The organism is Lentzea alba (genome assembly GCF_011067745.1).
GTDB classification, from domain to species: Bacteria; Actinomycetota; Actinomycetes; order Mycobacteriales; family Pseudonocardiaceae; genus Lentzea; species Lentzea alba.
The window spans coordinates 585115-597154 of sequence record NZ_JAAMPJ010000003.1 but is presented as its reverse complement, the minus strand read 5'-3'; the positions used below and the strand labels follow the sequence as shown (position 1 = coordinate 597154).

General features: G+C 69.5%; 12 protein-coding genes. All 12 read left to right on the top strand.

Annotated features, from left to right (window positions below; all coding sequences use genetic code 11):
- Window positions 1–6 precede the first annotated feature (6 nt).
- The 12 genes from G7043_RS15190 (at window position 7) to G7043_RS15135 (ending at window position 12030) form a co-directional block, all read left to right on the top strand.
- Entirely contained in the window at window positions 7–432 is a 426-nt protein-coding gene (locus tag G7043_RS15190) for a nitroreductase family deazaflavin-dependent oxidoreductase (protein ID WP_166046401.1), read from the top strand.
- A gap of 38 nt (window positions 433–470) precedes the next feature.
- Window positions 471–857, top strand: coding sequence for a hypothetical protein (locus tag G7043_RS15185; RefSeq protein ID WP_166046246.1), 387 nt, complete (start codon window positions 471–473; stop codon window positions 855–857).
- A 169-nt stretch (window positions 858–1026) separates the two neighbouring features.
- A complete protein-coding gene (locus tag G7043_RS15180; protein ID WP_166046245.1) occupies window positions 1027–1401 on the top strand; it encodes a hypothetical protein in 375 nt (124 codons plus the stop codon).
- A 44-nt stretch (window positions 1402–1445) separates the two neighbouring features.
- A complete protein-coding gene (locus G7043_RS15175; protein WP_166046244.1) occupies window positions 1446–1886 on the top strand; it encodes a roadblock/LC7 domain-containing protein in 441 nt (146 codons plus the stop codon).
- Window positions 1887–2043: 157 nt separating this feature from the next.
- Window positions 2044–4749 (top strand): AfsR/SARP family transcriptional regulator, encoded by a 2706-nt coding sequence (locus G7043_RS15170; RefSeq protein WP_313887888.1) that lies wholly within the window; start codon window positions 2044–2046, stop codon window positions 4747–4749.
- Between the two features lie 80 nt (window positions 4750–4829).
- Complete coding sequence (locus G7043_RS15165; RefSeq protein WP_166046242.1) at window positions 4830–5273, top strand: hypothetical protein; 444 nt, start codon at window positions 4830–4832, stop codon at window positions 5271–5273.
- A gap of 46 nt (window positions 5274–5319) precedes the next feature.
- Window positions 5320–6384, top strand: coding sequence for a FecCD family ABC transporter permease (locus tag G7043_RS15160; protein WP_313887887.1), 1065 nt, complete (start codon window positions 5320–5322; stop codon window positions 6382–6384).
- Window positions 6381–7430 carry a FecCD family ABC transporter permease gene (locus G7043_RS15155; RefSeq protein WP_207311153.1) on the top strand — a complete coding sequence of 350 codons (1050 nt, stop codon included), beginning with the start codon at window positions 6381–6383 and terminating at the stop codon, window positions 7428–7430. Before G7043_RS15160 ends, G7043_RS15155 begins: the two co-directional genes overlap by 4 nt.
- A gap of 102 nt (window positions 7431–7532) precedes the next feature.
- Window positions 7533–8090, top strand: a complete 558-nt coding sequence (locus G7043_RS15150) for an RICIN domain-containing protein (RefSeq protein WP_166046241.1) — start codon at window positions 7533–7535, stop codon at window positions 8088–8090.
- 85 nt (window positions 8091–8175) lie between these two features.
- Entirely contained in the window at window positions 8176–9009 is an 834-nt protein-coding gene (locus G7043_RS15145) for an ABC transporter ATP-binding protein (protein WP_166046240.1), read from the top strand.
- 95 nt (window positions 9010–9104) lie between these two features.
- Window positions 9105–10133, top strand: coding sequence for an iron-siderophore ABC transporter substrate-binding protein (locus G7043_RS15140; protein ID WP_207311152.1), 1029 nt, complete (start codon window positions 9105–9107; stop codon window positions 10131–10133).
- A 100-nt stretch (window positions 10134–10233) separates the two neighbouring features.
- A complete protein-coding gene (locus tag G7043_RS15135) occupies window positions 10234–12030 on the top strand; it encodes an ABC transporter ATP-binding protein (RefSeq protein ID WP_207311151.1) in 1797 nt (598 codons plus the stop codon).
- The last annotated feature ends 10 nt before the right edge of the window (window positions 12031–12040 follow it).

The window sequence follows — 12040 nt, the reverse complement described above, 5'->3', positions numbered from 1 at the left end:
GTGGACATGGCAGACGTGGAGCTCAGCCCCACCGAGTGGGTGCAGAACCAGACGAAGAAGATCCTCGAGACCGGCACCACGGAGGGCATCAAGGTCCTCGGCAAGCCGATCGTGCTGCTGACCGTGCGCGGGGCGAAGAGCGGCAAGCTGCGCTACACCCCGGTCATGCGGGTGGAGCACGACGGCAGCTACGCGGTCGTGGCGTCCAAGGGCGGCGCTCCCGAGCACCCCACGTGGTATCACAACATCAAGGCGCACCCGGAGATCGTGCTGCAGGACGCGACGGTGACGAAGGAGTACGTCGCCCGCGAGGTCGACGGCGCCGAACGGGCCGAGTGGTGGGAGCGGGCCGTCGCGGCCTACCCTTCCTACGCCGAGTACCAGGAGAAGACCGACCGGCAGATCCCGGTCTTCGTGCTCGACCCGAAGTGACGGGCCGGCTGTCAACCGCCGGGTGAAGAGGTGGCTTGATGAAGCTCGGTGAGGTCACGCGGATCGCCCTGGCCTGCGTCCGGATCTTCAACGGCGCGCTGGGGTTGTTCGCGGCCGGCCGGATGGCCAAGAGCCTCGGCGGCGAGTTGGGTGACGACAAGAGGTTCGTCTACCCCGCGCGCATGTTCGGCATCCGAACGCTCGTTCTCGGCGTGGACCTGCTGACGCTGAAGGCCGATGACGCGTCGGCCCCGCGCGTGCTGCGGCAGGCCGTGCTCATTCACGCCACCGACACGGCGGCCGCGCTGTACGCGGCAAGGCGCGGGGAGCTGACCGGCAGGGCGGCGAAGCTCACCACGATCATCTCGGCGGTCAACACCGGGCTCGCCGTCGTGTCGCTCGTCGCGTCGAAGAAGGACGGCTGACTCGCCTTCCGGCCTGACGCGGTCCCAAATGGACCGTCCACGTTGCTCCGAACGGGCATGTCACCCACGGTCACCGCGACGTAGGGTGCCTTGATCACGCGATTCTGCCGACAAAGTCGTTGGCAACACAGGAAAACCGTGTGACTGGCCGCGAGGAGACGTGTTTCGGATGGACATCGACACGGCGTTGAAGGAAGCAATGACGATCGCGGGTGCCGTGGGGGCGGCGCTCGTCGACTACGACAGCGGGATGTCGCTCGGCTCGATCGGCGGTGGTGACTGGCTGAACCTGGAGGTGGCCGCGGCCGGCAACACCGAGGTCGTGCGGTCCAAGCAACGGGTGATCTCGGCGCTCAAGCTGAACGACGAGATCGAGGACATCCTGATCACCCTGCACCGCCAGTACCACCTCATCCGCCTGCTGAAGCCCACCAAGCGGGGCGACTCGATGCTGTTCCTCTACCTCGTGCTCGACCGGGAGCGGTCCAACCTCGCGCTGGCGCGGCACCACCTCAAGGCCATCGAAGCCGACCTGACGGTGTGACCGCGATGTCCTTCCAGCCGGCGTCCACGCCGGACGTGCTTCCCATGCGAAGACGTGGATCGGTGACGCAGGACGCCGCGGCGACGGTCTCGCGGCCCGAGGCCGGCACCAACGCGCGGACGATGACCGAGGCGCTACTGGAGATCCAGGACGGCATCGACTCCATCGCGATCAACGGGGTGCTGGTCGCGACGCGGGACGGCCTGGTGCTGTGCAGTGCCACGCGTGCGGTCCAGGACGACGGTGTCGCCGCGATGGCGGCGGCGGCCGCGGGGCTCGCGGCCCAGTTCACCACCCAGGCCGGTGTCGGCAGTCCGAAAGCGGTGTTCTTCGAGGGTGACTCCGGTCAGGTCGGCGTGTTCGGGGTCGACGCCGACACCCTGCTGGTGGTGCTCGGCGAGCGCGACACCACCATGGGCATGTTCAACGTCGCGGCCAAGCAGGCGCTGGCCCTGTTGCAGCAGGCGGTCGCGGCTCGCCGCTGACCAGCCCGCTTCGGTCCGGTCCGGGATGTTGATGAGGGGAGCTTTCCCAAACCTGAGGTTTGGGAAAGCTCCCCTCATCAACATCGCGAGAGGTATTCCGCCCGGCCCTCCCGTCTCTGTGTCTATAGGCTCGTGGATGCCGTGGACGGGAGGTTCGGTGGGATCGGCGATCGAGATCGCCCTGCTCGGAGAGGTGAGCGCCCGGGTCGACGGCCTCGACGTCGAACTGGGGCCGGCGCGGCAGCGGTGCGTGCTCGCGGCGCTGGCGGTCGACGTGAACCAGGCCGTGTCGATGAGCCGGCTGACCGAACGCGTCTGGGGCGCGGAGCCGCCGCCGCGGTCACGGGCGACGCTGCACAGCTACCTCTCCCGGCTGCGGCAGGCGTTCGCGGGGACCACCGCCGTCACCCTGGCCAGCAGGGCCGACGGATACGCGCTCGTCACCGATGAGTCCGCTGTGGACCTGATGCGGTTCCGCGCACTCCGCGACGAAGCACGCCGGCAGCGTGACGACGAAGCCGTCGCACGCGTCCTCACCGAAGCGGCGGCGCTGTGGCGGGGTGAACCGCTGACCGGCGTCGGCGGCGAGTGGGCCGGACACACCCGCGACCTGCTCGCCGGGGAACGCGACGCCGCCGAACTGGATCTCGTCGACGCCCGGCTGCGGCTCGGCCAGGGACCCGAACTGCTCGCGACGATCTCCGCGCGGGCGGCGGCCAGTCCGCTCGACGAACGCGTTGCGGCACAGCACATGCGGGCGCTCGCGCAGGCGGGTCGGAGCACCGAGGCGCTCGACCGGTTCCGGGCCGTCCGCGCCCTGCTCGTCGAGGAGTTCGGCACCGAGCCAGGCGCGGAACTGCGCGAACTCCACGAGAAACTCCTCCTCGGCGACGCGGGGCCCGCTGCCGAGGTGCCCCGGCAACTGCCCTCCGCACCCGCGCAGTTCGTCGGCCGCGAGGAAGACCTGGCGGAGCTGGACGACGCGATGCGGACGCAGGGCGTCGCGGCGATCGCGGGTGCGGGCGGCATGGGCAAGACGTGGCTCGCGCTGCACTGGGCGCACCGCAACCTGCACCGCTTCCCGGACGGCCAGCTGTTCGTCGACCTGCGCGGGTTCAGCCCCGACGAGACGCCGATGGAACCGGACGTCGCCGTCCGCGGGTTCCTGCACGCGCTCGGGCTGGACGCGAGCCGGGTCCCGGCCGACCCGCAGGCGCGCGCCGCGTTGTTCCGCGGCCTGACCGCGCAGCGGCGCCTGCTGGTGGTGATCGACAACGCCGCCGACGCCGCCCAGGTCCTCCCGCTCCTGCCCGTTGGTGACACCTGCCGCGTGCTGGTGACGAGCCGCAACCGGTTGCCCGGCCTCGTCACCGCTCGCGCGGTCGGGCTGGACGTGCTCGCCGACAGCGACGCGAGCACGGTGCTGGCCGGCCGCATCGGCGCTACCAGGCTGACCGCGGAACCTCTCGCCGTGGCACGGCTGATCGACCTGTGCGGCGGGCTGCCGCTCGCGTTGAGCATCGTCGGCGCGCGGGTGCTGACCGAGCCGGACCTGTCGCTGGCCGCGATCGCCCGGCAGCTCGAGGAACTCGGCCTCGGCGCGCTCGACGCCGACCCGAGCGTCAGCGTGCCGGTCGTGCTGTCGTGGTCGTACCGCGCGCTGACGGACCGGCAGAAGGAACTGTTCGCGCTCCTGGGCATGGCACCGGGCGAGGACATCGGGCCGGGCGCGGCGGCCAGCCTCGCCGGTCTGTCCACAGAGGACACCTGCAGCACGTTGCGGGCACTGGAACAGGCGTCGCTGATCTCGATCGGCAGCGGGTTCCGCGTCCGGATGCACGACCTGGTCCGGGCCTACGCGGCCGAGCGACCCGGCCACCGCGAAGAAGCGCTTCGACGGCTCGTCGACCACCACGCGCACACCGCACACGCCAACGACAGGCTGATCGACCCGCACCGCCCGTTGATCGACCTCGACGCGGCCGCGGCCGGCACCGTCGTCACCCCCGCCGCCGACAAGGCGGGCGCGCTGGCGTGGTTCGACGCGGAACGGGGGACGCGCCGGGCCGTGCAGCAGGCCGCCGCGTGGCACGGCTGGAACGACCGGGTCGTGCTGCTGGCCAGGGTGTCGCACGCCTACCACCAGCTGCGGGGCCATCTCGACGACGAGCTGGCCATGTGGCAGACGGCCATCGACGCCGCCGACGACCCGGAGGAAAGGGTGGTCGCGCACCGGATCATGGGCAGCAGCCTCGGCCAGGTGCAGCGCTTCGACGAGGCCCAGCACCACCTCGCCCGGTCTCTCGCCCTCGCGGAACAGGTCGGCGAACCGCTGCAGCTCGCCGACGCGCACGGCACGCTCGCCTGGCTGTGGGCGAGCCGCTCGGAGTACGGCAAGGCCTTCGAGCACGCCAAGGCCGCGTTGCCGCACTACCAGAAGACCGGCAACCAGATGCTGATCGCGTTGGCGCACAACAACATCGGCCACTGCGCCAGCGAAGTCGGCGACACCGATCACGGCCGTGAACACGCCAGGAAAGCGCTCACACTGCTGCACGAGCTCCGCGACCGGCAGGGCGAGGCGACCGCCGTCGACACGCTCGCCCGCATCGAGCACCAGGTCGGCAACCACACCGCGGCGGTCGCCCTGTACGAGCACGCCATCGAGCTGTGCCAGGCCGAGAACGACGACTACACCACCGCCAACATGCTGACGAACCTCGGCCATCCACACCTCGCCCTGGAGCAGCGCGACCAGGCCACCGCGGTCTGGGAGCGGGCACTGGACATGTTCGAGCGGCAGGGCCGGGAGGACGAGGCGGACCGCATGCGCAAGAAGCTCGCGGCCGTGCCCAGGGACTGAACGACCAGGGTGATCCACTGGCGCGAACGAGTGCCCCGACCGGCGAACCTTGCTCCAACAGCACAACGAGGAGCGAGGACATGGCCACCATCACCCTGACCCAGCAGACCACTGCCACACCGGAGCAGTTCGTCGCCGCGCTGACCGACTTCGGCCCCGGCCGCAAGCAGCTCTTCCCCAACAGCAGTGACGACTCCCTGCGGGTCCACGAACGCGGCGAGACGTTCGCCGATGTCACCGAGGGCAACGGCGGCATCTGGGAACGTCTGCGCTACGACTGGTCCGATCCTGACCACGTCGTGCTCACCACGATCGACTCCAACCTGTGGGGCGGGCGATCAGGTCACACCTACACGTTCTCCCAGCAGACCGACGGCACGACCGTCGTGCACGCCGAGATCGTGCGTGACGGCAAAAACCTGAAGGGGCGTCTGCTCGCCGGCGTGCTCGCGCTGGTCGGCAAGCAGGTCCTGGGCGGCGCGTTCACCAAGACCCTGCGAGCGGTCGAAGCGAGGGTTAGGTAAGGGTGCCCTAGGTCCGACCGACCGGCGGCAGATAACGTAGCCCGTCGTGAGCATCGTGGTGGAGCAACGCGGGCAGGAGTCCGCACCGGCCGAGGCGGGGCCGCGGCAGCGGCGGCTGCTCGGGCTGGCGTGCCTGGTGGTGCTGCTCGCCGGGGCGGCGGTGCTGTCGCTGGTCATCGGCGCGCGGTCGCTCAGCCCGGCCGAGGTGTGGCAGGGGCTGTTCGGCGATCCCGGCACGGACCAGCGGCTCACCGAGATCACGCTCATCGTGCACACCCTGCGCATCCCGCGGACGGTGCTCGCGGTCGTGGCGGGCGCCGCGCTCGGCATCGCGGGTGCGTTGATCCAGGGGCACACCCGCAACCCCATCGCGGACACCGGACTGCTCGGCGTCAACGCCGGGGCGTCGTTCACGGTGGTGCTCGCCGTGTACCTGTTCGGGTTGCAGAACCCGATCCAGTACATGTGGTTCGCGTTCGTCGGCGCCGCCGCGGCCGGGGTGCTCGTGTTCGGGCTGTCGAGTCTGGGCCGGGGGTCGGGCAACCCGCTCACCCTCGCCCTGGCCGGGCAGGGCGTCACGGTGTTCCTCGCCGCGATGACCACCGCGGTCGCGCTGGGGAACAAGCAGTCGCTGGACGTGCTGCGGTTCTGGAACGCCGGGTCGGTGCAGGGCGTCGGGTTCGACGTCATCGGGGTCGCGGCGGCGTTCGTGGCGGTCGGGGTGGTGCTGGCGGTGCTCAACTCCCCCGCGCTCAACCTGCTCAACCTCGGCGACGACGTGGCGCGCGGGCTCGGCGTGAACATCGCGGCGAGCCGGACGGTCGGGGTCGTGGCCGTCACGTTGCTCGCGGGCGCGGCGACGGCGGCGTGCGGGCCGATCGCGTTCCTGGGGCTGATGGTCGCGCACCTCGCGCGGTGGCTGACCGGCCCGGACTACCGCTGGCTGGTGCCGTACGCCGGGTTGCTCGGCGCGGTCGTGCTGCTCGTCTGCGACATCCTCGGACGGCTCGTCGTGCGACCCGCCGAACTGCAGGCCGGCATCGTCATCGCTCTCATCGGCGCACCGTTCTTCGCGGCGCTGGTCTGGCTCGGAAAGTTCAGGCAGGCATGACCACCGAGATGCATTCCGGCGTCCGAATCGGCGCGTGGTCCTGGGTCTGGCGGCCGTGGATCGTGCTCGTCACGACGGTTCTGGCCGCGCTGACGTTCCTGATCTTCTGCGTGTCGATCTCGGTGGGTGACTTCACCATCGGGCTCGACGCCGTCTTCCGGACGTTGATCGGACAGGGCGAGCGGGTCGACGAGTTCGTGATCATGGACCTGCGGATGCCGCGCGCGCTCGTCGGCCTGATCGTGGGTGCCGCACTGGGGATCTCCGGCGCGCTCACCCAGTCGATCGCGCGCAACCCGTTGGCGAGCCCGGACGTTCTCGGCATCACCGGCGGCGCCAGCGCCACCGCGGTGTTCCTCGTGACGGCGTCCGGCGGCGCGGCGATCACCAGCTCGATCGGGCTGCCCGCGGCCGCGCTCACCGGCGGGCTGCTGACCGGGTTGCTCGTCTACTTCCTGGCGTGGCGCAAGGGCATCGACGGCTTCCGGCTGATCCTCATCGGCGTCTCGGTCAGCGCGGTCATGCAGGCGCTCACGACGTGGCTGCTGGTGCTGGCGGACATCCGCGACGTCGCCCGCGCGCAGTCCTGGCTCGTCGGGTCGCTCGACGCGCGGTCGTGGACCCAGGTGTGGACGACGCTGTGGGTCACCATCGCGCTCGTCGTCGTGGTGCTGGTGATCTCGTTCCAGCTCCGGCCGATGCACTTCGGTGACGACGTGGCCGCCGGTTTGGGCGTCAGGTACAGCGCTGTGCGGGCCGTTCTGCTGTTGTGCGCCGTCCTGCTCGCCGGTGTCGCGGTCTCCGCCGCGGGCCCGGTTCCGTTCGTCGCGCTGGTCGCGCCGCAGATCACCATGCGGTTGCTCAAGAGCCCGGTGCCGCCGTTGATCGCGTCCGGGTTGTTCGGGGCGCTGTTGTTGATCGGCTCCGACCTCGTCGCGCGGCTGGTGCTGCCCAACGACATGCCGGTCGGCATCGTCACGGCGATCATCGGCGGACCGTTCCTCGTCTACCTCCTGGTGCGCGCGAACATGAAGCGCGCGGCCTGAGGCGATTCCCCACCGTCCGATGTCGACGGATTGTCGACGGGTTGCAGACGGCCACGGTTACGTTCGGGTCTCGATCAATCGACGGTCGACGATGGAGATTCGATGTCCAAATTCAGAGTTGTCTCGATGCTGGCTGCCGTGGCCATGTCCGCGGCCGTCAGCATCCTCGGGTACGGCGGAGGTGCCGCGCAGGCCGCGCCAGCTCCGGTCGAGCAGAGCACGCCCCGTGCCGGTGTCTTCAATCCGATCAGGAACGTCGGCAACAACAAGTGCCTGCAGCCGGTGGTGCCGGTCGTGAGCTCGGCGGTCGTCCAGCAGACCTGTGACGGGAGCGTGGCGCAGGGCTGGCAGTTCGTCCAGGTCGGCACCAACCACTTCCGGTTCCTCAACCAGCTCAGCGGCCTGTGCCTGTTCGCTTTCAGTGCTCCTGCCAGCAACGGCGATCCCATGGGGCTGAACACGTGCCGGGACGTCAGCAATGAGGAGTTCAACGCCGGAACGTCACTGCCCAACGTCGTGAGCCTGGAGTCGCGGTCGGGCTTCCGGGACACCGGCTTCTGCCTCGACGTACCGGGCGGAGCGGCGACCAACGGACTGCAGATGCAGCTGTTCCGCTGCAACGGGACGCTCGCGCAGCGCTGGGTAGTCGGTTTCGCGTAGAGATCCGGGCGCGGACGGGCCCGCCCACCCGCTTGCGGGGCCCGTCCGTTCACTGAGGTGAGCCTGCGTTAAGTAAGGTTGCCCTATGACCGCGCTGCGCAACGATGCCGCCCGACTGGGTGCCGAGGGCGTCACGGTCGGGTACGCCGACCGGGTCGTGCTCGACAACCTGGACGTCTCCATCCCGACGGGCGTCATCACCACGGTCATCGGGCCCAACGGCTGCGGCAAGTCGACCCTGCTGCGGACGCTGTCCAGGCTGCTCAAACCGCGCCGGGGAACCGTGCTGCTGGACGGCCACGACATCGCGCGGCTCAAGACCAAGGACGTCGCGAAGAAGATGGGCCTGCTCCCGCAGACCCCGATCGCGCCGGAGGGCCTCACGGTCGCCGACCTGGTCGCGCGCGGCCGGCACCCGCACCAGAGCTGGGTCCGCCAGTGGTCGAGCGACGACGCGGGAATCGTCGCCAAGGCACTCGAGATGACCGGCGTGGCCGATCTCGCCCACCGGCCGGTCGACTCGCTCTCGGGCGGCCAGCGGCAGCGGGTGTGGATCTCCATGACGCTCGCCCAGGGCACCGACCTGCTGTTGCTCGACGAGCCGACGACATACCTGGACCTCGCGCACGCGATCGACGTGATCGACCTCGTCGACGACCTGCACGAGGGCGGCTGCACGATCGTCATGGTCCTGCACGATCTGAACCTGGCCGTGCGCTACAGCGACAACCTGATCGTGATGAAGTCCGGATCGATCGTCGCGCAGGGACATCCGAGCCAGGTGATCACCAGCGACCTGTTGCTGGACACGTTCGGCCTGCAGGCGAAGGTCATCGACGACCCGGTCAGCGAGCGTCCGTTGATCGTCCCCATCGGCCGGACCCACGTGGTATCGAAGAGTGACCAAGAACTAGGTTAGCCTGCCCTAACCGAGTGATAAGGTTCGGCTGTCCTAATTTCCCCCGCCGCGTGGGCAGCGAACGAACGAGGTGCCGAATGGGCCAGAGAACGACCATGACCTGGAAGCGACTGACCGCTGTGGCAGCAGCCGTGGTGGTCGGTGCCAGCGTCCTCGCCGGGTGCGGTTCTTCCACGCCTGCGACGACGACTGACGCGAACAACGCCTCCGGTGGCACGTTCCCGACCAAGGTCGAGCACTTCTTCGGCACGACGGAGATCAAGGAAGCGCCCAAGCGCGTCGTCTCCCTCGGCTACACCGACGACCAGACGCTGCTCGCGCTGGGCGTCGTCCCGGTCGGCATGGTCGACCAGTACCCGAACCCCGAGGGCAAGAAGCCCGACATCAACACCCAGTGGGCCTGGGTGAAGGACAAGTGGGGCTCGACGACGCCCGAGGTCGTCATGAAGAACGGCGACACCGAGCCGAACTACGAGAAGATCGCCCAGCTGCGCCCCGACCTGATCGTCGCGGTGTACTCCGAGGCCGACCAGGCCTGGTACGACAAGCTGAGCAAGATCGCTCCGACGGTCGGCCGGACCAAGGAGGAGAAGGAGCCCTTCTCCGCCAAGTGGCAGGACAACGCGCTGCAGGTCGCGAAGGCGGTCGGCAAGGGTGACGAGGGCGCGAAGCTGATCAAGGGCATCGACGACAAGATCGCCGACGCCAAGAAGGCGAACCCGGCCTGGGCGAACGAGACCGCGGTCGTCACGTCCTGGTACAAGGACGCCGTCGCGCCGTTCACCACCACCGACGTGCGCGGCCAGGTCGTCACGGGCATCGGCTTCAAGGGCAACACGAAGATCGACGAGATCGCGGGCGGCAAGTTCTACACGACGCTGTCCCCCGAGCGCATCGACCTGATGAACGTCGACCGCATCTTCGTCATCGCCGACGAGGCGGACCAGAAGTCGCTCAAGGGCTTCCAGCTCTTCGCGAACCTGCCCGCGGTCAAGGCCGGCAAGGTCCACTGGATCCTCGACAGCGAGGGTCCCGCCGTGGGTGCCGCGATCTCGCAGGCCACCCTGGCGTCCATGCCGTACGCGATCGACGAGCTGGTCAAGGCCGCCAAGTCGGTCGGCTGACCCAGCCCTGGCTCCAACTGCCATGAACGGCGCTTTTGTGGACCTGAGGTCCACAAAAGCGCCGTTCATGGCCAGCCCGCGACCATTGAAAGGTCCTCTCGTGACCACGAGTGTCTCCGCCGTGCCCGCGAACATCCTGCGCACGGCCACCGGACGCGAGGCCTTGCGGTGGGTGCTGGACCACTGCCGCAACGCCCCCGGCCTGCCGATCGCCACCGTGCTGGCGACGGTGGCCGGGGCGGTGCTGCAGATCATCCCGGTGTTCCTGCTGGGCACCGTGGTGGACGGGATCGTCGGCGGGCGAAACGCTTCGATCCTCTGGACGATCGGCATCGCCACGGTCGTGTCCGCGTTGTTCGGCGCGGTCATGACCGCGGTCTCGACGTACCTCATCGGCAGGGTCGGCGCGGAGATGCTGGCGCGGTTGCGGGAAGGCGCGGTCCGCGCGGTGCTCGGCATGCCGAGCGCGCGGATCGAGCAGGTCGGCCGCGGTGACGTGCTCTCCCGGGTCGGTGACGACGTCGCGGTCATCTCCAAGGGTTTCCGCACGGCGATTCCGACGATCTTCTCGGCGGTCGTGCTGGTGGTCATCGCCACCGCGGGCATGTTCGGGCTCGACTGGCGGCTCGGGCTCGCCGGTGCGTGCGCGCTGCCCGCCTACTGGCTGGCGTTGCGCTGGTACCTGCCGCGTTCGCAGCCGCTCTACCGCGCTCGTTCCGAAGCCCAGGCCGATCGCGCCCAGGCGTTCATCAGCGCGCTGGACGGCATCGAAACGGTGCGCGCCTACCGTCTCGAGAACGCCTTCCGGGACAAGGTGACCGCCGAGTCGTGGCGGGTGCGCAACATCGGCATCGAGGTCTTCCGGTTCTTCGGCCGGTTCATCGGCCGGGAGAACCGCGCCGAGTTCATCGGCCTCGGGCTGATCATCGTGGTCGGCTACTTCCTGGTGACGAACGGACAATCGTCGCTCGGCCAGGTGTCGGTCGCGGCACTGTTGTTCCACAAGTTGTTCGTACCGCTCGGTTTGATCATGGCGTTCTTCGACGAGGCGCAGAAGTCCGGCGCCGGACTGACCAGGCTCGTCGGTGTTCTCACGGAATCCGACGGCGACGAGCTCGTCCGCAGCGCGGTCGCGGTGGACCAGAACGCCGAGCCGCTTGCGGTCACGGTGCGCGGGCTTTCCTTCCGCTACCCCGAATCCGAGCACGACGTGCTGCGGGACATCGACCTGGAGATCCCCGCCGGCACCTCGCTCGCGCTGGTCGGCGCGACCGGTGCGGGCAAGACGACGCTGGCGGCGCTGGTCGCCGGTACCGGCACGCCGCAGACCGGGTCCGTCCACATCGGACCGTCGGACCTCGCCGAACTGGACGAGGCAGGCGCGCGCGCGTTGGTCAGCATCCTGACCCAGGAGGCGCACGTCTTCGCCGGTCCGCTCGCCGAGGACCTGCGGCTGGCCGCTCCCGACGCCACCGACGACGAGTTGATGGACGCACTGCGCACCGTCGGCGCGGATTCGTGGGTCGAAGCGCTTCCGCAGGGCCTGCAGACCGACGTCGGCGAGGGTGGCGAACGCCTCGACGTGACCAAGATCGCCCAGATCGCGCTGGCCAGGCTCGTGCTCGGCCGGTCCCCCGTCGTCGTGCTCGACGAGTCGACGGCCGAGGCGGGCAGCCAGGGTGCCGCCGCGCTCGAACGTGCCGCGCTCGCGGCCTGCCGGGGCCGCACCACGCTTCTGGTCGCGCACCGGCTCACCCAGGCGATGGCGGCGGATCGGATCGCGGTCCTCGACGCGGGCCGGGTCATCGAGCAGGGCACCCACGAGGAACTGGTCGCGCGTGACGGGCGTTACGCGGCACTTTGGGCCGCTTGGCGATTCGGATCGGCAACTACTTAGGTTAGGCTAC

Coding starts and splice junctions, on each gene's coding strand:
- G7043_RS15190 (WP_166046401.1), top strand. CDS start 7: ATGGCAGACGTGGAGCTCAGCCCCACCGAGTGGGTGCAGAACCAGACG.
- G7043_RS15185 (WP_166046246.1), top strand. CDS start 471: ATGAAGCTCGGTGAGGTCACGCGGATCGCCCTGGCCTGCGTCCGGATC.
- G7043_RS15180 (WP_166046245.1), top strand. CDS start 1,027: ATGGACATCGACACGGCGTTGAAGGAAGCAATGACGATCGCGGGTGCC.
- G7043_RS15175 (WP_166046244.1), top strand. CDS start 1,446: ATGCGAAGACGTGGATCGGTGACGCAGGACGCCGCGGCGACGGTCTCG.
- G7043_RS15165 (WP_166046242.1), top strand. CDS start 4,830: ATGGCCACCATCACCCTGACCCAGCAGACCACTGCCACACCGGAGCAG.
- G7043_RS15155 (WP_207311153.1), top strand. CDS start 6,381: ATGACCACCGAGATGCATTCCGGCGTCCGAATCGGCGCGTGGTCCTGG.
- G7043_RS15150 (WP_166046241.1), top strand. CDS start 7,533: ATGTCCAAATTCAGAGTTGTCTCGATGCTGGCTGCCGTGGCCATGTCC.
- G7043_RS15145 (WP_166046240.1), top strand. CDS start 8,176: ATGACCGCGCTGCGCAACGATGCCGCCCGACTGGGTGCCGAGGGCGTC.
- G7043_RS15140 (WP_207311152.1), top strand. CDS start 9,105: ATGACCTGGAAGCGACTGACCGCTGTGGCAGCAGCCGTGGTGGTCGGT.